This is a genomic window from Nesterenkonia marinintestina (assembly GCF_025420485.1).
In the GTDB taxonomy this organism is placed as follows: domain Bacteria; phylum Actinomycetota; class Actinomycetes; order Actinomycetales; family Micrococcaceae; genus Nesterenkonia; species Nesterenkonia marinintestina.
In genome coordinates this window covers 1-21,526 of record NZ_JAOEFD010000017.1, presented here as the reverse complement: position 1 = coordinate 21,526, position 21,526 = coordinate 1, and the positions used below count along the sequence as shown (strand labels likewise).

Here is a 21,526-nt window from a genome sequence, read left to right as displayed (position 1 = left end):
ACTGGGCACTGGACACTTTGGGAGGTCCGGTGTCGGAAGCTCTCTTGGACATGAGTGTGGCCACTGTCCAGACCGCCTGCGGTGCGGCGGTGGACAGTGGCCACGGGATTGGCCACCGGGACCGGTCAGGTGATGTCCGGTGAGGATCTGTGCAGCTCAGGGTCCGCGGTGAGGGTGTCCATCTGGGCCTGCTGGGCCCGCTCGATGGCGGCCTTGAGCCGCAGGGGGTCGTGGTGCTGGATGATCTCGTCAGGGGTCTCGATCAGCGGGGTCCCCTGGTAACCGGCCTCCTTGAACTCGGCCAGCTTCTCGGCGTGCTGTTCTTCGGTGAGGTCCTTGTACTCGTAGACGACACCGGCACGGTCGAGCTTGCCGGTCACAGCTGAGCAGGGCCCACAGTTCGGCTGTCCCCATACGGTCATCATGGTGTTCTCCTCTGCTGACTCCTCGAAGTTTGTGGTCGCTGACTCCGTGAGCGGTGTCATCTCTGCCTCACCCCTGTACTGCCGGATATCGGTCCCAACGCTGGGCTGGTCAGAGGTCTTCGAACAGAGCACTTCCCGCTGGTGGTGATCTACATGTCAGGCCGCGGCCGAGGGTGCCCGGAGGTTACGGCAGGACCCGACCCCGGACAGCGGCGACGCCGACTGGGGTCGGCACTTGCGACACCTCGTCCAGGTGGTCTGCCGGTGGCCGGGTGTACACCAAGGTGGTGTCCACTCGGGCGTGGCCAAGCAGCGCCTGCAAAGTAATGATGTCCGGACACGCCTGGTAGAAGTCGGTGGCGAACTTGTGGCGCAAGTTGTGAGCTGTCCACTGTCCACCGAGCAGGGAGCGTATACGGGCTCCGATGGACGCCGGCAGGTAGTGGCCAGCGGGGTTCCGTTCAGAGGGGAAGAGGAATCCGGACTCGCACGCCTGGAAGAACGGGACCAAGGCTGAGTGGACAGGGATCCGGCGGCTGCGTCCACCTTTGCCGCTGATGTAGAGACTCTCGGGGCTGACATCGGCGGTATGCAGTGGTGCGATCTCTCCGATCCGCAGCCCAGCCAGCGCCCCCAGAAGCAGCATCAGCGCATCGCGTGCGGTGGAGCTCGCTTCGAGAGCGGAATCAAGGACTGCCGGGGGAACTGGTCGGGGAACTCCGTGAGGGACTCGGATACCGGGCAGATGCTTGGTCGGATCCGCCGTACACCGGTCGGTCAAATAGGCCCATTGGTAGAAGACTCGCAGCGCACCGCGGGCGTTGCTTCGAGTTGCTGGCTTCGTCCCGACCTGAGTCAACCAGGCCGCGAGGTGCCTGATGTCGATAGACCAGGGGTCCGCACCCACGTGGTCGAGCCAGCGCAGGAACCGGTCGACGTAGTAGAGGCGATTCCGCACTGTCTGGGGACGGCTCTTGATGTTTAGCCATGCCGCGAAGTGCTGGAGAGGCTCTTGCTGGAATCGGGGGTGCATACGCAGCTCCTTACGGGGGCTCGTGGATCAACCACGGACGGCCCGGGCACTGCGTTGTCCCCTCCCCGTTTCGCTGATTAAGAAACCGATGAGGCCGGGACCACGTCACCGTAGTTCCAGCCTCATCGGCTGTGATGAGCTGGTCAGCCCTCTGCTCGGTCAGCCTGCCCATCTGCGAGTCCTCGCTCGTAGTAATACTGTGCCTGGGCGTCCAGGTAACCGGCATTGTAAGCATCCTCAAAGCCGTCCGGGCCAGGCTCCTGCTGCGAGACGTAGTCAAGATCGACGGGATCTCCAGCCCCGTTGAAGAACATAGGCAACGCGCGCAGGACCAGAAGCCCGACCCATATCGCGCCCGACCAGAGGATGACGTCGAGCCACTCACCATCACCGAGGGCTCCCTTATCGCGACCGTGGCTGACCCACAGAGCAAAGACGAACACTCCAAAGGCGGTGATCTGAGTCAGGTTGAGGATCATGCGCAGCGGGTGCAGCGCAAGGCCACCCATGAAGATGATGAGGGTCATGGCCCCAAGAACGAGCCAGATCATCGGAATCGCCTCCAGAAAAGTAGGTGTTCGTCCTCACACCATAAAGAACGGGTATGACATGTGAACGAACAGACCGCCGGTGCCGAGGCACCGGAAATCGAGCGGTTGCTGGTTCGAATCCAGCTGGGGGAGCTTCTCCGAGAGGCCCTCGTCCGCACCGCGGACGGGGGCTTTCGCATTGATCAGCCCGTCTCCGAGCAAGTCGTGCAACGAGATGTCAAGCCAAGTGGCGATCCTCATCAACTCCGAGAACCCCCACGGAGTCCGGCCCTTCATTCGGAACGAGAGGCTCGTTGGGCTCAACCCAAGGTGAGCAGCTAACTGTCGCTGCGTGAGCCCCCTCCGGCCTAACCAGCTTCGAACTTCGCCTGATACCTGCTGGTTCGCCTGGTCTTCCGTGATGAAGTGCTGAGCTACTGATGTGACCATGGTTCACAGAGTAACGGCAGGCGGCTACAGAGTCCACGAGAGTCCCACTTTAGTTTGCGACACGCACACTACGATCTTGCGTGGTTTGCATGAAACAAATATGGTCGAGCCATGACACACGTAGAGATCATCAAGGCGAACCTGGGCGCAGAGCTTGGTCGTCGTGGCCTACTCCAGAAGGACGCGGCTGAAGCACTCGGGCTCACTAAAGCTGGGTTCTCCGCCAAGCTTCACGGTCGGACAGCCTTCAAAGTCATGGAACTGCTGCGATTAGCCGCGTGGCTGAGAGTCCCCTTCTCTCACCTAGTCGAAGGTCTAGACGAGGCAGATGAACTTAGTAATGGAGGCGTCGAGGTGGTGACCTCGACATGACCAAGGCATTGGAATCATCGTTTACTGAGGCGTCTGCTCGGAACTTCACGGATGATATGAAAGCGGACTATCGATCACTACAGGAGCGGGTAGCCGCAGCATGGCAGGGTCGAATCTGGGTCGCCTTGGGGTATGAGGACTGGCAGAGCTACCTCGATGCCGAGTTCTCTGTGAAGCGTCCTGGGTTTCGTTCCGGGGTTAGGACGCAACGGGCGCTGTGTCCTGGTTGTGAGTGTAAGCCGCCTCGACCTCCGCGGGAGTGCGGTAGCCGAGGGCCTGGTGCAGACGCTGAGTGTTCCACCAATGCACCCACCCCATGGTGGCCAGCTCGACGGCCTGGAGGGAGTCCCAGACCCGCTTGGTGTGGATGAGCTCGGCTTTGTAGAGTCCGTTGACGGTCTCGGCCAGTGCGTTGTCGAAACTGTCGCCCACAGTGCCCACCGACGCGGTCACCCCCGCGGTGATCAGCGCGTCGGAGTAGGCCAAACTCACGTATTGGGAGCCCCTGTCGCTGTGGTGGACCAGCCCCTGGCGACCGCGGGATGCGCCGGTGGTCAGCAGGGCCTGTTCCAGAGCCAGCAGGGGCAGCCCCGCGGTGTGCAGACTCGCCGAGACCGCCCATCCCACGATGTGGCGGGTGAACACGTCGGTGATGAACGCGACGTAGCAGAACCCTGCCAGCGTGCGCACATAGGTGATGTCAGCAACCCAGAGCTGGTTCGGGCGTTCGGCGGCGAACCGACGTTCCACCAGATCTGGGCGGGCATCCGGCTCCGCGGCCGGGCGGGTGGTGACCGGCTTGCGGCCACGCCGCACTCCTTCCAGACCGGCCACCTTCATGAGGCGCCCGACCTGGTCGCGGCCGATCTCCCAGCCGGCCCGGCGCATCGCCTGATGCATCTTCCGCACCCCGTACCCCCGTCCCCCCGTACACGGAGTAGTTCTCCACGTGGATCCGGCGGAGTTCCTGCATGAGGATCTCGTCTCTGACTGAGCGTGCACACCCGTGCCGAGACCTCGCGGCCCGGTAGGCCCGCGAGGTGATGAACCCACACTCTGCCGCACCCAGGGTGCGGCAGATGGCCTCGACCCCGAACCCATCACACTGATCACGGTGCATATCGATGAACCGGATCATCTCGTCGTGGGGCGGTCGAGCTCCGCTGCGAAAAAAGCCGAGGCCTTGCGCAGGATCTCGTTCGCCCGGCGCAGTTCGAGGTTCTCTCTGCGCAGCCTGCGCATCTCTTCAGACTCGTCGGTGCTGAGCCCGGGGGCCTCGCCTCGATCAATGGTGCGTTGCTTCCACCAGTTGCGCAGAGTGTGGGGCGAGATCCCGCCGAGGGCTTCACCGACCGCGGTGCAGGCGACCCATCCTGAGCACTGCTCGGATGCGATTCGCTCCTCGATCAGGTCCAGGGCCCGGGCCTTGAACACGGGGCTGTACTTCTCGGGCATGATCCAATCCTCCTTGAGGAAGTAGGTCGGAACGAAACCCAGGACGCTTCAGGACGCAACGTCGCGCCCTCGCGACAACTAACCTCATCAAGACGGCCTGCAACGACCGAACCATCTACGAAGTCGACGAGCCTGGAAACTGTCGGAGGGCCCGTAGGGATACACTGTTGGCCGTCCGAGATGAGTTGCGCAGGTGAAGTGTTATGCGACTGCGGTTCCTTCGAGCTCGACCATCTGGCCGGGGATCGCTAGGCGGGTGACGCCGAGCATCGTGGTAGTCGGGGCAACGCCGGCTGCTCCGAGTGTCCCGGCGAGTACACCGTAGTGCGGGAACAGCGCGTCGACGTCGGTGGTGTAGACGTTGAGGCGGATCAGGTTCACCAGCGACATGCCGGCTTCGGTGAGCACGGCCTCGAGGTTCGTCACGGCCAGCGCGAGCTGGGCCGCGATGTCCCCGTCGTGCTCGGGCTGGCCGGTCGTGCTCATCGCCGTCTGCCCCGATATGTACAGGGTCCGCGTCTCACCCGAGACGAGTTCGCCCTGGTTGAACCCCATCTCCTGCGACCACGTCACCGGGTTTACTGCCGTGCGTTCCATTGCTGCTCCGTTCGCTCATTCGGCAACCCCCGGCCGCCCTGTGGCCGCCGTCCTCGACGCTGCACTACCAGCTTCCCGACTAATCACGTCATCTTGTGTCGTGATTCCTGGTAATGATGTAGAGCATGAGAGCAGACCGATTGGTCTCTCTGGTGCTGCTGCTGCGCCAGCGAGGCCGAATGACCGCCGACCAACTGGCCGGTGAGCTCGAAGTGTCCACGCGCACTGTGCTGCGCGACATCGACGCCCTCTCGGTCGCGGGTGTCCCCGTCTACGCCGACCGTGGCCGACACGGTGGCTACTCGCTCCTTCCCGGCTTCCGCACCGAACTGACCGGGCTGAACCATGACGAGGCACTCGCGCTGCTCACGGCCGGATCAGGCCGCGGGGAGAAGGTCTTCGGCCTCAGCGCACCGCTGGCCTCGGCCATGCGCAAGGTCGTCGACGCGCTGCCCGAAGGGCATCGAGTGAGTCTCGGCGATGCGGCCGAACGGTTCCTGGTCGAACCGGAGACCGACCTGCTCTCTCGCCGCGACCCGACCGAGGACATCGCCGACGGCGTCATGAGCGAGGTTCGCAGTGCGGTGCTCACCGGCCGCCGCCTGCGACTCGACTACGCGGCACCCGGCGAGACACAGAGTCCTCGAACTGTCGATCCGATCGGACTGGTCACCGTTCGCGGGCACACCTACCTTCTAGCGATCAAGTCCGGAGACGATCGGACGTACCGTCTGTCTCGGATTCTCAGCGCCGAAACGCTGCCCGAACCGGCGCAACGCCCCGCACAGGTCGACCTCGACCGGATCTGGGCCGAGCGCACCGTCCACTTCCTCTCTGAGGACCACATCCCCGTCACCGTCCGCATCAAGACCTCACGACGCGAGGAGCTGCTGGAGACTGCGTGCGCTGTCCGAGCCGAGGAACCAGAGCCGGATGAGTGGGTCCGCCTCGACGTGACCTTCGAAGACCTGCGCCACGCGGTGTGGGCAGTGTGGGGGCTTGACACCGACGCCGAAGTCTTAGCGCCCGAACTCCTCCGCCAGGCGCTGTACGTACGCGCCGACGCACTGGCGACCCGCTACCGATCCTGACTATCCGCACCGACTAATGTGCCCAGTTGGCACACCTACAGGTTTGCTTTCGGTGAGGCGGATCCGGGAGGAGTGAGGCGGATCCGGGAGGGATCGAACCTCGCACGAACCTGCCCAAATCCTGGTTAGTCGGTGTCTGCCGGCCAGTGTGGGGCGTGGCGAGTAGTCTCGTGTCCGACCGGCATCGTAGACCGAGCCGGCGCGGTCTACGATGCCGGTGATGGGAAGCTCTAATCGATAAGCGACTCTCGTCCGTGGTCAATCCTGGGTGGCCCTGATGACACTCCCCTGACAGTCGCCGTTGCCACCTGGGCGCTTCACTTGACGTGGACCACGCGCGGAGTCATGCGCCTTTATCGGCCGGATGGAATCAGCGATCAGTGCCAATCCAGCAGTTCTGCGGACCAGGTCTGTCCTCTGGATTCAGCGGTAAGCGCGGGGCCTATCAGTCGAGCCGCAAGTTCTGCCGCCTGGTCGACTGTGGGGTAGTTATCGCAGTGGGGCACGGACCTTCGCTGTATGGAGTAGCCGCGTCCCCAAGTCGTGGGCACACGGAACGTCTCGAGTGGTGCCATTTTGCGCCGGCGTCGTTCGATCTCGATGGCGTCATTCAGCGCTGTACCGTCGATGTCTTGGGTCACAGCGAAGACGATGATGTCGACGAGGTCCTTCTCTCGACTGGAGGCGCGACCATCGAAGTCAGTCATCGTGGCACAGACTTTGTCTGCGAGCTGGTCCACGATCGGATAGAGGCGGTAGGGGTTGCTGACCAGTCGTGGGATTGGCAACGCCGTCGCCGGGAGACAGACGGTGACATCGTCGGTGAGGCCTAAGCCGATGGCGAGGTCGATCTGCAGGGACCCCCTCTTGGCGGGTCCGATGAATATGTTGAAGGTGACTCTGCACCCCTCGGTGTAGGGCTGGGTCTCAGCTCCGATGGCCGTTTCATGGCTGATGTATTCGAAGCGGAAGTGATCCTGGAGGTCGAGACGGGCTAGACGTTTGAGGTCTTCGACTGCCTGCTCGAGGGTGAAGCCGGGACGGTACAGATCGATGTCGCGGGTGGAGCGCGTGGAGGGGATCCGGGCGAGGATGCCCGCGCCTCCTTTCAGCACCCAATCTGATCCCTCTGCCTCCGAGAAGATCCGGCTCAAGAATCGGTTGAAGTACTCGAGCCGGATGCGCATGTCCGTGCCCAGGGAGTGGTCTTGCCGCGAGGCGTTCCTTGCGGCCTCTCGGATCGCGGATTCGACCCCTGTTGGGGTCGAGTACGGCTCAGAGAACGTCATCACGGTCGGACTCCTGGTCGACACGCGCAGGCTCATCGGTGGCTGTGGAGCTGGTCGAGGTGCGCAGCGTCTCGGCCCACTGGTGAGAGATGTTGGTCAGAGCAGGACTGGCGACCAGTTCGGCTAGAGACCTACTGAAATCAGACATGGCGGTGGCCGTCACATTCTTCACGGCGAGCTGTAGGGGGTTGTGGTATGGCCTCAGGGTCTCTTGCACAGTCTGACTGATAGATTCCGTCGCCTGCTCGGTGGTGTGTGAGATGTCGAACGACGGCATTTCACGCCGCAGGTAGCTGCGCAGCACGTGTTGGCTCAGTATTGAGTTCGCTGAGATTCGCTCGGCGATCGATCCGAGATCCAGCCCTGCTGTCTGCAGGAGCCTCTCGAGGAGGGTGTCGCCGTCGTGTGGCCTGAACCCGTGGCGTTGCGCCAGGGGGCTGAGGAGCTCGCGCATTCGTTGGTAGTCCAGCCTCTGCTTCTTTACCGCCGCACCCAGTGCATCAGAGACCAGACTGAGGTCCCCAGAGTCATCGAGCAGGTCGACCACCGTACGCTCAAGCACCATGACTGGCAGGCCCTCAACCAGAGTGACGTCGCGGTCTTCGAGGCGGCGTCGTCGGTAACGAATCTCGGGACGTTGGGTCTGACGACGCCTGGCGGTGACGAACTCGTGACGGGAGGCCCACAGGTCACCCACCCCGTGGAGCATGGCCGCTGAAGCACTGGCCACCACCACACCGTCCGCCAGACTTCCGAGGCGCTTGTGAGCCAGGAGCTTGGGATCAGTGCTGAGCCACGCACTCCGGAGCTCGTCGAACTCATCACGCGGCGCGCCGGCGTCCCGATATACGCCATGGGCGAGTCGCTCCAGCTCCCCCGACTCCGCGAGGCGGGAGAGGACCAGGCGCGAGACGCCGAGCGCCTCTGCCTGCGCGGTTGTCACCATGCCCCATTGTGAGGCGGTGGCATCAGCGAGCTTTCGAAACGCTTCTCGCGAGTTCATGCTTCGATTGTATCTTTCAGAGTGATACTTTCCAAGACCTAATCGTCGCCACCGTATCGTATCAGCCAGGAGCGCCACTCTCACAGTCAGGCCGGACGTCGCCTCGGTGGTGGACGACGTCTTGGTGTTCGATCCAGGTCTCGGTGCAAGTCCGGCGGGTCGTCGACCCGCAGGGCAGCTCGGATCCGCGGTCGAGCGCAGGTCGTGCACGGCGACCGTTCCAGTGGCCGAGACGCTTCAGTTCGGAGGGCCCACGCGCGGCTCGAACAGCACTGCAACGCCTCCGACGTAGACCCGGATCTCAGGGGGGGTACAGGTGCCTGATAAACCGCCACTCGGCAACCGCCCATGTACTGATGCCCCGCCCTCCGGCGGCATCGCATGGGGCGGTGACCATGCCCTTGATGCACCGTCCTTCCGGAGACAGGCGTCGCAGGTTTCGCCCGTGCGTCATCTGGCATCGCAGCACGATCGTCGAACCATCTGTTCGGGATAGGGCAGTACCCCGTCGGGGATCTACGCGTTGCGAGCACCGGCTTCGATTACCTCGGGGCTAGCCGCGTGGAGGACCGAAGTGCTGGGGTCCATCGAGTCATCCCGTCACCTCTGGGTGGCAGAGAAGGCGGGGGTGAGGATCGCGTCGATGAGCTTGGGGGCATCCTCGGGGTCGAGCCTGCCAGCACGTACTTCTTCGGCTGCGCCGTTCATGACTACGTGGGTGGTGGTCAGCAGCCACGTCACCGGCAGATCGGAGCGGAACGCCCCTTCGGCCTGGCCTCGCTCGAGGAGACTCCGCATGCGAGCCTCAGCCTTCTCGTGCATCTCTCGAATCCTGGTCGCGGGAAGCTCTCTTTGAGCGGCAGCCATCAGGGCGCGGGAGCGATCGACCAACATCCAACTGGACGTCACCAGCCGCTGGAAGGCTTCGACGGCGTCACCGTGCAGGGGCACCTGGCTCAGCACCTCCTCACCGCGTTCGATGCTGTCGGTCAGCGCCGCATCGATCAGCTCTGGACGGGTGCGGAAGTGCCCATAGAGTGTCTGCCGACCTGTGCCGGCTTCGGCGGCGATGTCGGCAAGGGACGCATCGGGGTTTTTCCGAATCGCAGTGACCGTTGCGGCGAGAATCTTGGCTCGGTTGCGCTGCGCGTCGGCACGTTTGTTCGCTGCACCTCGCCTGCCCGAACCGCTGGACAGACGTGGATTCGGCGTCGTGGCCCGGCTGTTCACGGTAGCTCCTCCTTCTTATCTCAGACGGAAACGTATGAGATAGTGTATCTGTTACAAGTCATACGAGCGTGTATGAGTTGACGAGTGGGAGGCCGCCAGGTCACCACAGACGCCACTACAGGAAGGAGCACCCGCTATGAGAACGATCGCTGCGACACGCGGAGGAGGTGACCAGTCATGAATCAGGCCGCTAACGCACCAGCGCCCAAGGCGGGGACGAAACAGTGGTGGGGGCTGGTCGTGCTAGTCACCCCCTCGACGCTGCTGTTCATGATGCTCACCATCCTGTTCCTGGCCGCGCCGAACATGGCCGCAGACCTGAACCCGTCAAGCACGCAGCTGCTATGGATTCTGGACATCTACGGCTTCGTCATGGCCGGACTCCTGGTTGCAAGCGGCGTCCTGGGCGACAGGATCGGCAAGCGGCTGCTCATGGTCCTCGGGGCGCTCCTCTTCGCGAGCGTCTCGATCACCGCGGCGTTGACCACCAACCCAGAGCTGATGATCGCCTGGCGTGCGATCCTGGGTCTGGCTGCGGCGATGATGATCCCGGCCACGCTGGGGTTGATCTTCGTGCTCTTCGCCGATGCGAAGCAGCGCGGTGTGGCCATCGGGGTGTGGGCCGGCGGCATCTCCGCCGGTGTCGCGCTCGGCCCACTGCTCTCGGGGCTGCTGCTGGAGGGCTTCGGCTGGCAAGCCACCTTCCTGGTCGCGGTGCCGATCATGGCCCTGGTGGTCATCGGGGCCCCACTGCTGCTGCCCGAGCACAAGAACCCGAATGCGAGGATCGATCTGTTCAGCGCTCTGCTGCTGGTCGGCGGACTGCTGGCGATCATCTACGGCGTCAAGCGTTTCGCCGCCCAAGAACCTGCTGATCTTTCCATTGCCTTGCTGGTCACGGGCGCGCTGGTCGGACTCTGGTTCGTGATCCGGCAGTTGCGCACCGAGAATCCCTTGCTGGATGTGCGGCTGTTCGCCAACCGCACCGTCAGCGGAGCACTAGCGGTGTTCCTGCTCTCGGCCGCTGCCCTGGGCGGGGTCTACTCGCTGTTCACCCAGTACCTCCAGCAGGTCCAGGAACTTTCGCCCTTGCAGGCAGGCCTGTCGATCCTCCCGGCGGCAGCAGTGCTGATCGTGGTCTCCACACTTTCCCCGGTCTTCGCGCGGAAGTTCCGACCCGGAAACGTTATCGCAATCGGCCTGCTCACCCAGGTCGTCGGCTACATCCTCTTCACCCAGCTCGACGTCGGTACCGGCCTGGCCCTGGTGATCGCGTCCTTCGTGATCACCTACCCCGGTGTTGCCCCTTCGATGGCGCTGACCACCGACCTGGTCGTCAGCTCCGTGCCCCCGGAGAAAGCCGGCGGAGCCTCGGGACTGGCGACCACCGCGAACGACCTGGGCATCTCCCTGGGTGTCGCCATCATCGGCAGCGTTGGCATCGCCGCCTACCGAAATCAGATCAGCGGACTGCTGCCCGAGGGACTGCCGACCGATGCGGCCGCGGCGGCATCGGACAGCGTGGACGGGGCCATGGCCACCGCACCAGGCCTGGACCCAACCCTGGGCGAACAGGTCATGGGGGCCGCACAGGAGGCATTCACCAGCGGGCTGAACACCGCCGCGATCGTCTCGGCCGTCATCGCCGCGCTGGCGGCGATTATCGCTGCCACTCGCCTACGTCACGTTCGCCCCACCGGCGAGGCGCAGGAGTCAGAGCAGACCACCACCAGTTGACCTATACCCATAGGGGGTATATTCTCAAGCAAGTCGTACACGAATGGAGGATTTGTAGATCATGGCAACTACGACTGAGTATCAGGTGACCGGCATGAGCTGTGGGCACTGCGAAACCGCGATCCGCGCCGAGGTCTCCGAGATCGACGGGGTGACCGGCATCGAGGTCAGCGCCCAGTCCGGACGCCTGGCCGTCACCGCTGAGCAGCCCGTTGATGATGCCGCGGTGATCGCAGCCGTCGATGAGGCCGGCTACACCGCCGTCAGGAGCTGAACATGAACGCCCCTGCACGGTTGGGTCTGTATGGGCTGGTCCTCGTGGCCGTGTTCGCTGTTGCCGGATTCACGGCGAACGCGGTCGTCCCCGAGGCAACCGTGCAGGCCTGGGTCGAGGAGACCCCAGAAGACGATCACAGAACAGACGAACACGACGGACGAGATGAGAGGAACGGCGGGGATGAGGGCCACGAGAACAGCACGGCCTCACTGGGCCTCGGCCTGGCCCAGGACGGCTACCAGCTCACCGACGTGAGTGCCCCGACCAGCACGGCCGACGAGGGCGAGCTGACGTTCACGGTGACCGACCCCGACGGGAACCCGGCGACCGGCTTCGAGCTGGACCATGAGGAGGAGATGCACCTGATCGCCGTCCGCGCGGACGGGCAGCACTTCCGCCACGTCCATCCTGAACGCGACGAGGACGGCACCTGGTCGATCCCCTGGCAGTGGGAGGCGGCCGGCACCTATCGGGTCTTCGCAGACTTCGTGCCCGCTGAGACCGGTGAGGGACTGACCCTGTCAACCACGGTGCAAATCGACGGCGACTACGAGCCGGTTGCGACCGAACCCTCAGCGAAGACCACGGTCAACGGGTTGGACGTCGCGGTTGAAGGTGACCTCGTCGCCGGCGAAGCATCCGAACTGACGATGACCGTCACCCGTGACAGCGAGCCGGTCACTGAGCTGGAGCCCTATCTGGGGGCGTTCGGTCACCTGGTGGCCCTGCGTGACGGGGACCTGGCCTACCTGCACGTCCACCCACACGGCGAGACACCGGCAGCAGGTGAGACCTCCGGTCCGGAGATCATCTTCGAGGCCACCGCACCGACTGAGGGCCGGTATCTGCTGTACCTGGACTTCCAGGTCGAGCGAGAGGTCCATACCGCCCCGCTGGTGATCGACACCGAAAGCAGCACTGACTCGGGGCAGGACCAGGAGGGCAATGAGGAAGGAGAGGACCATGACCACTGAGAACACCAGTCTCCCGGACACGAGCGCTAACGTGAATCTCACAGGTGTTGAGCTGCAGATCGGTGGCATGACCTGCGCCTCCTGCGCGAACCGGATCGAGAAGAAGCTCAACAAGCTCGACGGCATCGAGGCGTCGGTAAACTACGCGACCGAAAAGGCCAGCGTCACAGCCCCGGCGGGCTATGACACGAGCCTGTTGATCGCCGAGGTGGAGAAGACCGGCTACACCGCAGAACTGTCCACACCCAACAGTGAGAAGCCCCGTGAGACTGACGAGAGTGAATCTCGTGAGGATGCCGAGATTAGGGTGCTGAAACAGCGGTTGATCGGTGCAGCAGTGTTGGCCGTGCCGGTGGTCTTGATGGCGATGATCCCGGCGCTGCAGTTCGACTTCTGGGGATTCGCCTCCCTGGCTCTAGGCGCCCCGGTGGTGGTGTGGGCTGGCTGGCCGTTCCACAAGGCCGCCTGGGCAAACTTCAAACACGGAGCCGCCACGATGGACACCCTGATCTCGGTGGGCACCAGTTCCGCATTGATCTGGTCAGTGATCGCATTGTTCTTCGGCACCGCCGGTGACCGTGGGGTGGTCCACCCCTTCGAGCTGACCATCTCCCGCAGCGACGGACTGGGGCACATCTACCTGGAGGTCGCCGCCGGGGTGATCACCTTCGTGCTGCTGGGCCGCTACTTCGAGAAGACCTCCAAGCGCCAAGCCGGAGCGGCCCTGCGTGCCCTGCTGGAGCTTGGCGCGAAGGAAGTCTCGATTCTGCGGGGCGGTACTGAGCAGCGGGTTCCTATCGAGGAACTCAGTGTTGACGACGAGTTCGTGGTCCGGCCTGGCGAGAAGATCGCCACCGACGGAGTGATCACGTCTGGTAACTCCGCGATCGACGCCTCGATGCTCACCGGGGAGTCGGTGCCTGTGGAGGTCTCTGAGGGTGACACCGTCGCCGGTGCCACGGTCAACGCCGGTGGCCGCCTGGTCGTAAAGGCGACCCGGGTGGGTTCGGATACTCAACTGGCGCAGATGGCGAAGATGGTCGAGGACGCCCAGTCCGGCAAGGCGGAGATCCAGCGCCTCGTCGATCGGGTCTCGGGCGTGTTCGTGCCGATCGCGATCGCTGTGGCGGTCGCCGCCCTAGGAGCATGGCTCATGGCAGGCTTCCCGGTCACTGCCGCGTTCACCGCAACCGTAGCGGTGCTGATCATCGCCTGTCCGTGTGCCATGGGCTTGGCCGCACCGACCGCGTTACTGGTTGGCACCGGACGCGGAGCCCAGATGGGCGTGCTCATTAAGGGCCCCGAGGTCCTGGAGTCCACCCGTAAGGCGGACACGATCGTGCTGGATAAGACCGGCACCGTAACGACCGGGAAGATGACCCTGACCGATGTACTCCCCGCCCCTGGCGTGAGCCGTGATGAGCTGTTGCGCATCGCCGGCGGGCTGGAGGACTACTCCGAGCACCCGATTGCCCGGGCGATCGCCGACGGCGCCACGGCACAGGTCGGGGAACTGCCCGCACCGGAGTCCTTCGAGAGCATCGAGGGCAGGGGCGTGCAGGGCGTTGTCGAGGGTCACGCCGTGGTTGCGGGCCGGGAGGCGCTCCTGGCTGATTGGTCCATGTACCTTGACGAGGAACTCCAGGCCGCCAAGCACGCCGCCGAGTCCAAGGGCAGAACCCCGATCACCATCGGCTGGGACGGCAAGGCATGCGGGGTCCTGGTCGTGTCCGACCAGATCAAGCCCACCAGTGCGGAGGCGATCAGTCAGTTCAAGGAACTCGGCCTGACTCCGGTGTTGCTCACCGGGGACAACGAGATCGTGGCCGAGCAGGTCGCCGCTGAGGTCGGCATCACCGAGGTAATCGCCGAGGTGCTGCCCAAGGACAAGGTCGACGTCGTCGCCCGCCTCCAGGATCAGGGCAAGGTCGTGGCGATGGTCGGAGACGGCGTCAACGACGCCCCCGCTCTGGCCCAGGCCGACCTTGGACTGGCCATGGGGACCGGCACTGACGTGGCCATCGAGGCAGCCGATATCACCCTGGTGCGTGGTGACCTCCGGGCGGCTGCGGATGCGATCCGGCTGGCCAGGCGTACGCTGCGCACGATCAAGCAGAACCTGTTCTGGGCCTTCGGCTACAACAGTGCAGCCATCCCGATCGCCGCCTTCGGACTGCTGAACCCGATGCTGGCCGGAGCGGCCATGGCATTCTCCAGCGTCTCAGTGGTCTCCAACAGCCTCCGACTGCGCAGGTTCAAAGCCCAGGCTGACAATCAGAGCGTCCCAACAGGCAGCGCCCCTGCCTCGGGACGCTGAGTCCCCAAGGGCCTGATAACCCGATCTGTCACCACCCCACAATGAAAGGTCACCATCCACGATGACTGCACACGACCACGACCACGGCCACGGCCACGGCAGCGCCTCTGGCGGCTGCAGCGGCCACGCACCCAAGACGGAGGACCTCGCTAAGGCGCACAGTGACGATGTCACCCAGTGCCTGGTGATGCCCGGCACCCCGGTCATCAAGTCCGATGCTGAGGCCGCCGGCCTTTACCGCGACTACGAGGGCGAGCGGTACTGGTTCTGCTGCGCGGCCTGCGGCCCACTGTTCGACGCCCACCCCCAGCAGTACGCCAACGCCGTCTAACCACCGGCGACCGGATACCGTACCCACCGCAGAACAGGATGGGTGCGGTATCCGCCCCGGCGGAGCCGCCGGAGAGAGTAGCTCCGTCGGGAGAAGGAACGGAAGACCCGGATGAACAAGCATCGGCGACTCAGCATCACCAGTGCCACGCTCGGCGGTGCACTGGCACTGACCGGATGCGCGAACGGCCAGGAAACGACAGATTCGTCGCCGTCAGCGGAGCACGACGAACATGGAGGCCACGGCGATATGGAACACCCGGCCGACGACAGCCCGGTGCCCGAGGGCATGACCGAGGCCGCCGATCCGAGCTACCCGGTCGGCATCGAGATGACGCTGACCGCCGATCACATGCCCGGTATGGACGGGGCGACCGCGACGATCGCCACCTTCACCGACGGGACCGTCTACAGCGTCGACTACGAGGCCGCCAGCACGACCATGATTAATCACAAGTGGGGCGTTGAAAGCGAGATCGAACCCACGAGCTGACCCCACGGCCGAACCACGGAGGCGAGCACGGGTCGAACCGAACAGGAGAAATGAGACCTGCATGAACAACACACGCAGTGGCGACCACCGCGACCATGGTGGGGAGCACACGACGCACGACGACCGGTCTGCGCACCATGGCCACAGCCATCACGACCACCATGGAGCCAATACCCACGATAATCACCACGGCCACAACGGTCATGAGCACCACGGTGGTCATGACGACCACAGTGGTCACGCCGGCCACGGCGGACACGAGGGGCATGGGGATCATGTGGGGCAGTTCCGCAGGTTGTTCTGGATCATGCTCGCCCTGGCGATCCCGGTGGTCGGTTTCAACGAGATGTTCGCCCACTTGGTCGGCTACCACCTGCCCGAGGCCGAGTGGGTGTGGTGGGTCTCCCCGATCCTGGGCACCATCATCTACTTCTGGGGCGGCTGGCCGTTCCTCACCGGCGCGGTCAGTGAGATCCGCTCGCGCAAACCCGGCATGATGCTGCTGATCGGCCTGGCGATCACGGTGGCGTTCATCGCCTCCTGGGGCGCGACCCTGCACATACTGGATCACGAGCTGAACTTCTGGTGGGAGCTCGGCCTGCTGGTGGTCATCATGCTCTTGGGCCATTGGATCGAGATGCGTTCCCTCGCCCAGACCACCTCCGCCCTCGACTCCCTCGCAGCCCTGCTGCCCGATGAGGCCGAAAAGGTCGACGGCGACGACGTGGTGACAGTCGCCCCGGCCGACCTCGCCGTCGGAGACGTGGTGATCGTGCGACCCGGCTCCTCAGTACCGGCCGATGGGCGGATCGTCGAAGGCTCCGCCTCCATGGATGAGTCCATGGTCACCGGGGAGTCCAAGCCCGTGCGCCGCGAACATGGCGACCATGTGGTCGCCGGAACCGTCGCCACCGACTCCGGGGTGCGGGTCGAGGTGACTGCGATCGGTGACGACACCGCCCTGGCCGGAATCCAGAAGCTCGTTTCTGACGCCCAGGCGTCATCGTCGCGCGCGCAGAGGATCGCCGATACGGCAGCGGCCTGGCTGTTCTGGTTCGCCCTGGGTGCTGCGGTGATCACCGCGATCACCTGGACACTGCTCGGAATGCCCGATGCCGCAGTGGTGCGCACCATCACCGTGCTGGTCATCGCCTGCCCCCACGCACTCGGCCTCGCAATTCCTCTCGTCGTATCGATCGCCACCGAACGCGCCGCCCGGGGCGGAGTGCTCGTCAAGGATCGGCTGGCTCTGGAGTCGATGCGCACTGTGGATGCGGTGCTGTTCGACAAGACCGGCACCCTGACCAGGGGGGAGCCCACCGTCACAGAAATTTACGCCGCGGCACACCAGGAGGACCAGCAGGTCCTGGGCTTGGCCGCCGCGGCTGAGGCCGACAGCGAGCACCCCCTCGCCCGTGCCATCACCACAGCAGCCCAGGAACGCGGTCTGGGCGTGCCCATGGCCACCGACTTCTCATCCGCCCCTGCCGTGGGAGTGAGGGCGAACGTGGAGGAGTCCGTGGTCGAAGTCGGCGGTCCGTTCCTACTCGAACAGCGCTCGGCCTCCGAACTCCCGATCGCCGACCGCTGGCGTAAGGAAGGAGCGATCATCCTCCACGTCCTAGCCGACGGTGAGGTCATCGGCGCACTGCGGCTGGCCGATGACATCCGGCCCGAGTCTCGCGACGCCGTGGACGCCCTGCATGTCGCGGGAGCTCAGGTGGTGATGATTACCGGTGACGCGCAGGCCGTCGCCGACACCGTCGCGAAGGAGCTGGGCATCGACCGGGTCTTCGCCGGGGTGCGCCCCGAGGACAAGGCGGCAAAGGTCGCCGAATTGCAGAACGAAGGCCGGAGAGTCGCCATGGTCGGCGATGGCGTCAACGACGCTCCCGCGCTGGCTCAGGCTGATGTCGGCATTGCCATCGGCGCCGGCACTGATGTCGCCATCGGCTCGGCAGGGGTGATCCTCGCCTCCTCAGATCCCCGATCGGTCCTCTCAGTGTTCCAACTCTCCCGAGCAAGCTACGCCAAGATGAAACAGAACCTGTGGTGGGCAGCTGGCTACAATCTGGCAGCGGTGCCGCTGGCGGCTGGTGCGCTGGCACCTGTCGGTTTTGTTCTGCCGATGAGCATCGGCGCGATCCTAATGTCCGTCTCGACCGTCGTCGTCGCACTCAACGCGCAGTTGCTGCGACGGTTGGACCTCAGCCCCGACTCGAGCACGTCTCAGATCCTCAGCCGCTCCTGAGCAGGCCGGAGAGCCTGGGGGATCATCCCATTCCGTGCGGCGACTCTCGTCCCGACGCGAAAACGAATAACAGGGTCAGGTGAGCCGCAGCTCCGTCAGGCAGGTCGGGTCGCCCTCGCGTGTGGTCACAGTCTCAGTGAGGGATCCCTCCTCGTGATCGATGCTGATCTCGAGTTCCGCCTCGGCGGGGACCCAATAGCCGATGAACCCGTTGTCGTAGGTCCTGGTGACCTCATCGACGATGACCTCGTCCTCGTCGAGATCGGTGATCTTCACTGAGATCTCTGAGTTCCGCTGCTCTCCCACGCAGGTGGTCAGACTGTGGAAGTGACATTCATGTGTTTGCTCAACATAGGGAGCAGCCGAGAGATAGACCTCGTCATCAGGTAGGGACAGCTCGGCCTGGTCGCCGGTGTCGTCGGAGAGGATCAGCTCGTCGGTCTCGACGGAGGCGAAAACCCCCTCGGGCCGATCCTCGACAGGCATCGTGTCCAACTGCTCGATGACCTCGACGGGATCCTCGGAGTCTGCGTCGAGACGCTCCAACAGCTGTTCCGATGTCGGGGCCGCCGAACCGTCCGCGCCGGTACTCCCCGTCTGAGGGTCCGCGCCACACCCGCTCAGGACGATTCCCAGTGTGACCACCACCGCAGGAGTCAGCACACGGCGGGCGGAGGTGTTCCGAGCGATCATGGGCACAGTATAGAGCCTGGTTCCAGGTGACAGAGCTACCGTCGGTACGACGCACGCGAAGTATGACCGAGTCTCAGTCGTGCCGGCGCCGAAGGAGGCGACTCGTCATGAGTGGTCGGAGAGCCCGCTGGCCGGGCGCAGCTGCCGTCCTGCTGCTCGTCCTCAGCGGATGCACGCAGACCGACGACCCCTCGGTCTCAGACGACCCCGGGGGTTCAGAGGATGGACAGGTCCGCGAGGACGACGGATTCAACCGAGGTGACGTCATGTTCGCCCAAGGCATGATCCTCCATCACGAACAGGCGGTGGAGATGTCGGACATCCTGCTGGACAAGAGCAGCGTCGACCCGAAGGTCAGACGACTCGCGGAGCGGATCAGGTCGGCCCAGGGCACAGAGATCGACCAGATGGAGCAATGGCTCGAGGAGTGGAACGCCGATCCTCCCGACCAGGACGAGAGCGAAGGCCACGGAGGCCCCGGTATGGAACAGGGCATGGAGCGGGGCATGATGGGAGGCGCCGACATCGACGAGCTCCGCGCCGCAGACGGTGAACAGGCCTCGACGCTCTTCCTCGAGCAGATGATCCCCCATCACGAGGGCGGGATAATGATGGCCGAGCATCACCTGGACCAGGGCGAGAACAAGGATGCGCTCACGCTCTCAGAGAAGATCATCGACGACCAGACAGCTGAGATCGAGCAGATGCGGGAGATGCTCGACGAGTCGTGAGCCTCGGAACGACAGACGCGCCGGGTCGAGGCACCTCCGGACGGCGCCCACCCTCGACCACGAGCACACCGGAGGTCAATGACTACTGATCTCGTCAATGCCAGGCCGGCGACGGCCCACCGATCTCATCTAACGACCAGACCACGGGCGGGAGCTGAGGTGCCGGCTCCTGGCCCTCGCTTTGTGGGAGCTCCACTCCATGACCCAAAGCCATGCCTGTCACCCCAGGCGCCTTTGATCAGGTCGATTCATCGGTCCAGGGACCAACCCCGCAGGCTTCCGAGTTCAATTCAGTAGCATCTCCATTTTCGGAGTGCGTAGAGAGAACCCGCACTTCCCAACACGACCAGGATCATCGCGACAGTAGGGAGCCCGAAGACCGCCCCCGCCAGCCCGGCCAGCGGGTAGGTCACCAGGAAGCACGCGTGAGAGAGCGAGAACTGCGCCGCAAAGACGGACGATCGGGAGCGTTCCGTGCTGTTGCGCCGCAGAAGCCGCGCAGAAGGTGTGAGGACCATTGAAGTGGCAGCCCCGAGCAGCAACCAAAGAACCACCAGGAGGTACCACTGCGACCTACCGTCGGCGACAGTCAACACGGTCGCACCGAAGAGCAGAAGCGGAGGCAGCATCAGACCACCGAGGCTCATTATCCGCAGATCTGAACTAGCCTCCACAAGCTTCGGCGCGGCTAGGGCTATGACCATGGACCCGGCACCGAAAGCTCCCAGCAGCATCGCGACATCAGCTTCAGGACGGTCCAGTTCGGAGCGGACGATGACCACGGTGTTCACGACTACCATCGCCGTGGTCGTGGCCACGACCAGGTTCATCCCCATCAGACCGCGCAGCTCCCCGCAATCGCGGAATCGCCTGACGCCGCGGGTGAGCCTCTCGAAGAACGCGTCGTCGGTCGTCGGTCGGATACGTGGCACGGGCGCGACGGAGACCAGCACAGCCGAAAGACCGAAACCGAGGGCAGTGCCGACGAAGAGCCCGTTGTACGGGATGACCATCAGCAATGCCGCCGCTGCGACGGGGCTAAGCAGTGATTCAAGATCATAGGCCAGACGAGAGAGCGCCAATGCCCGCGTGTAACGAGCCTCCTCCGGCAACACCGAGGGGATCAACGCTTGAAACGTCGGCGTGAACGTGGCCGATGCGGACTGCAGCACAAGGATCAGCAGATATATCTGCCACACGTCGCTCACCAGCGGCAGGCAGACGGCCACCCCGGCCCGGACCAGGTCCGCGCCGATAAGAACCGGCTTGGCCGGCAGACGTGCGACCACTGCCGCCGCGACAGGGGACACTGCAACATAGGCGAGCATCTTGATGCTCATGGCCGTACCCACGACCACCCCGGCCTGCCCACCAGCCATGTCAAAGGCCAGCAACCCCAAAGCCACGGTCAACAGACCGGTGCCCAGTAGAGCGACCACCTGCGCACCGAAGAGCCTTGCGTAGGCCCGGTCCCGAAGCACCGCCAGCATCACGTGATCTCCTCAGGGTCCCAGGGTTCATCAGGTGCTGGATTCATCAGAGGTCCGAGCCTCGTCAGGATCCGCTACAAAGACCGAGCGCGGTGGTGAGGAGGGACCTGGCCATGTGCCACAGCGTGTTCAGCCTGCCGCATCGCCTCAGACACCACTCGTAGAGCGTGCTCATCGACCAGCCGATACAGCACCCTCGTTCCCTCATGACGCGTGGTCACCACACGTGTCATTCGCAACTTGGCCAGGTGCTGAGACACCCCGGACGGGGTCTTACCCACACGCTCCGCCAGTGCATTGACGGAGAGTTCCTCGATCTCGCGGAGAGCCAGCACCAGACGGATCCTCGTCGCATCCGAGAGAACCCGCAACACCTCCGCAGCAAGATCCACATACTCCGTCGAATGAGTCGAATCGAATTCCTCAATATCCGCATTCATACGTATATGCTACACGAGCTAGGACGTACCGGAGCCGCTCAGAATCGATCACCGCCCCCTTGTCTCGCCGAACCACCCGGGAGCGAGACGCGCATCAGCGCGGCGGGGCTCATGGACATCCGCAGTGGGCTAAGCAAACCCAGCCGCGACTCTGGTACTACCGACAGGCTGATTCGAGTCCAGACGCACAGCCCCCGCCTCCTGCAACGGACTCAATGACTGAATGCACGGTGTAACCGAACGCATGGTCCAGCAGCGAGGCCGCATCGGTAGACCGTCAACCAATTGATGACGACCACAAGTTCAGGACTGAAGCGT

Annotated in this window: 21 protein-coding genes and 1 pseudogene; 10 read left to right on the top strand and 12 right to left on the bottom strand. The window is 64.1% G+C overall.

The genetic code is table 11. The features are described from left to right. Window positions 1–125 precede the first annotated feature (125 nt). The 4 genes from N7E59_RS11135 to N7E59_RS11120 form a co-directional block, all read right to left on the bottom strand. Window positions 126–425 carry a glutaredoxin family protein gene (locus N7E59_RS11135; protein ID WP_261625010.1) on the bottom strand — a complete coding sequence of 100 codons (300 nt, stop codon included), beginning with the start codon at window positions 423–425 and terminating at the stop codon, window positions 126–128. A gap of 184 nt (window positions 426–609) precedes the next feature. Continuing rightward, the gene (locus tag N7E59_RS11130; protein WP_261625009.1) at window positions 610–1,458 is read right to left on the bottom strand and encodes a tyrosine-type recombinase/integrase; all 849 of its coding nucleotides are present in this window, start codon (window positions 1,456–1,458) and stop codon (window positions 610–612) included. A gap of 143 nt (window positions 1,459–1,601) precedes the next feature. Continuing rightward, window positions 1,602–2,009: a hypothetical protein gene (locus tag N7E59_RS11125; RefSeq protein ID WP_261625008.1), complete on the bottom strand. Its 408-nt coding sequence runs from the start codon at window positions 2,007–2,009 to the stop codon at window positions 1,602–1,604. A gap of 33 nt (window positions 2,010–2,042) precedes the next feature. Then, complete coding sequence (locus N7E59_RS11120) at window positions 2,043–2,438, bottom strand: helix-turn-helix domain-containing protein (protein WP_261625007.1); 396 nt, start codon at window positions 2,436–2,438, stop codon at window positions 2,043–2,045. A 111-nt stretch (window positions 2,439–2,549) separates the two neighbouring features. Between N7E59_RS11120 and N7E59_RS11115 the strand changes: the two genes are divergently transcribed. Beyond that, entirely contained in the window at window positions 2,550–2,810 is a 261-nt protein-coding gene (locus N7E59_RS11115; protein WP_261625006.1) for a hypothetical protein, read from the top strand. 198 nt (window positions 2,811–3,008) lie between these two features. Here the strand turns inward: N7E59_RS11115 and N7E59_RS11110 are convergent. Both N7E59_RS11110 and N7E59_RS11105 read right to left on the bottom strand, forming a co-directional pair. Further along, window positions 3,009–4,265, bottom strand: a pseudogene (locus N7E59_RS11110) (IS3 family transposase). A gap of 201 nt (window positions 4,266–4,466) precedes the next feature. Next, on the bottom strand, window positions 4,467–4,862 hold the full coding sequence (locus N7E59_RS11105) for a RidA family protein (protein WP_261625005.1): 396 nt from the start codon (window positions 4,860–4,862) through the stop codon (window positions 4,467–4,469). Window positions 4,863–4,987: 125 nt separating this feature from the next. On the opposite strand from N7E59_RS11105, the gene N7E59_RS11100 reads away from it, so the two are divergent. Beyond that, the gene (locus N7E59_RS11100; RefSeq protein WP_261625004.1) at window positions 4,988–5,953 is read left to right on the top strand and encodes a helix-turn-helix transcriptional regulator; all 966 of its coding nucleotides are present in this window, start codon (window positions 4,988–4,990) and stop codon (window positions 5,951–5,953) included. Window positions 5,954–6,330: 377 nt separating this feature from the next. Here N7E59_RS11100 and N7E59_RS11095 read toward each other — a convergent pair whose 3' ends face one another. The 3 genes from N7E59_RS11095 to N7E59_RS11085 all read right to left on the bottom strand — a co-directional run bounded on the left by N7E59_RS11095 (window position 6,331) and on the right by N7E59_RS11085 (window position 9,475). Further along, complete coding sequence (locus N7E59_RS11095; protein WP_261625003.1) at window positions 6,331–7,242, bottom strand: nucleotidyl transferase AbiEii/AbiGii toxin family protein; 912 nt, start codon at window positions 7,240–7,242, stop codon at window positions 6,331–6,333. Further along, a complete protein-coding gene (locus N7E59_RS11090) occupies window positions 7,229–8,245 on the bottom strand; it encodes a type IV toxin-antitoxin system AbiEi family antitoxin domain-containing protein (protein WP_261625002.1) in 1,017 nt (338 codons plus the stop codon). Before N7E59_RS11090 ends, N7E59_RS11095 begins: the two co-directional genes overlap by 14 nt. Window positions 8,246–8,845: 600 nt before the next feature. Next, window positions 8,846–9,475, bottom strand: a complete 630-nt coding sequence (locus tag N7E59_RS11085; RefSeq protein WP_261625001.1) for a TetR/AcrR family transcriptional regulator — start codon at window positions 9,473–9,475, stop codon at window positions 8,846–8,848. Between the two features lie 177 nt (window positions 9,476–9,652). Between N7E59_RS11085 and N7E59_RS11080 the strand changes: the two genes are divergently transcribed. The 7 genes from N7E59_RS11080 (at window position 9,653) to N7E59_RS11050 (ending at window position 17,854) form a co-directional block, all read left to right on the top strand. Further along, window positions 9,653–11,212 (top strand): MFS transporter, encoded by a 1,560-nt coding sequence (locus N7E59_RS11080; protein ID WP_261625000.1) that lies wholly within the window; start codon window positions 9,653–9,655, stop codon window positions 11,210–11,212. A 61-nt stretch (window positions 11,213–11,273) separates the two neighbouring features. Then, window positions 11,274–11,486 (top strand): heavy-metal-associated domain-containing protein, encoded by a 213-nt coding sequence (locus N7E59_RS11075; protein ID WP_261624999.1) that lies wholly within the window; start codon window positions 11,274–11,276, stop codon window positions 11,484–11,486. A gap of 2 nt (window positions 11,487–11,488) precedes the next feature. After that, the gene (locus N7E59_RS11070; RefSeq protein ID WP_261624998.1) at window positions 11,489–12,463 is read left to right on the top strand and encodes a heavy-metal-associated domain-containing protein; all 975 of its coding nucleotides are present in this window, start codon (window positions 11,489–11,491) and stop codon (window positions 12,461–12,463) included. Next, window positions 12,453–14,780, top strand: a complete 2,328-nt coding sequence (locus tag N7E59_RS11065) for a heavy metal translocating P-type ATPase (RefSeq protein WP_261624997.1) — start codon at window positions 12,453–12,455, stop codon at window positions 14,778–14,780. The genes N7E59_RS11070 and N7E59_RS11065 overlap by 11 nt, the downstream gene beginning before the upstream one ends. Before the next feature lie 61 nt (window positions 14,781–14,841). Beyond that, window positions 14,842–15,111: a YHS domain-containing protein gene (locus N7E59_RS11060; protein ID WP_261624996.1), complete on the top strand. Its 270-nt coding sequence runs from the start codon at window positions 14,842–14,844 to the stop codon at window positions 15,109–15,111. Between the two features lie 111 nt (window positions 15,112–15,222). Next, window positions 15,223–15,603, top strand: a complete 381-nt coding sequence (locus N7E59_RS11055) for a DUF1541 domain-containing protein (RefSeq protein WP_261624995.1) — start codon at window positions 15,223–15,225, stop codon at window positions 15,601–15,603. A gap of 61 nt (window positions 15,604–15,664) precedes the next feature. Further along, window positions 15,665–17,854 (top strand): heavy metal translocating P-type ATPase, encoded by a 2,190-nt coding sequence (locus N7E59_RS11050; RefSeq protein ID WP_261624994.1) that lies wholly within the window; start codon window positions 15,665–15,667, stop codon window positions 17,852–17,854. Between the two features lie 75 nt (window positions 17,855–17,929). On the opposite strand, the gene N7E59_RS11045 is transcribed toward N7E59_RS11050, so the two are convergent. After that, window positions 17,930–18,547 carry a CueP family metal-binding protein gene (locus tag N7E59_RS11045; protein ID WP_261624993.1) on the bottom strand — a complete coding sequence of 206 codons (618 nt, stop codon included), beginning with the start codon at window positions 18,545–18,547 and terminating at the stop codon, window positions 17,930–17,932. Between the two features lie 107 nt (window positions 18,548–18,654). On the opposite strand from N7E59_RS11045, the gene N7E59_RS11040 reads away from it, so the two are divergent. Continuing rightward, a complete protein-coding gene (locus N7E59_RS11040) occupies window positions 18,655–19,278 on the top strand; it encodes a DUF305 domain-containing protein (RefSeq protein ID WP_261624992.1) in 624 nt (207 codons plus the stop codon). Between the two features lie 290 nt (window positions 19,279–19,568). Here the strand turns inward: N7E59_RS11040 and N7E59_RS11035 are convergent, their stop codons facing one another. Together N7E59_RS11035 and N7E59_RS11030 are read right to left on the bottom strand one after the other, a co-directional pair. Beyond that, the gene (locus N7E59_RS11035; RefSeq protein ID WP_261625024.1) at window positions 19,569–20,768 is read right to left on the bottom strand and encodes an MFS transporter; all 1,200 of its coding nucleotides are present in this window, start codon (window positions 20,766–20,768) and stop codon (window positions 19,569–19,571) included. 74 nt (window positions 20,769–20,842) lie between these two features. Further along, window positions 20,843–21,208, bottom strand: a complete 366-nt coding sequence (locus tag N7E59_RS11030; RefSeq protein ID WP_261624991.1) for an ArsR/SmtB family transcription factor — start codon at window positions 21,206–21,208, stop codon at window positions 20,843–20,845. Window positions 21,209–21,526: the final 318 nt, after the last annotated feature.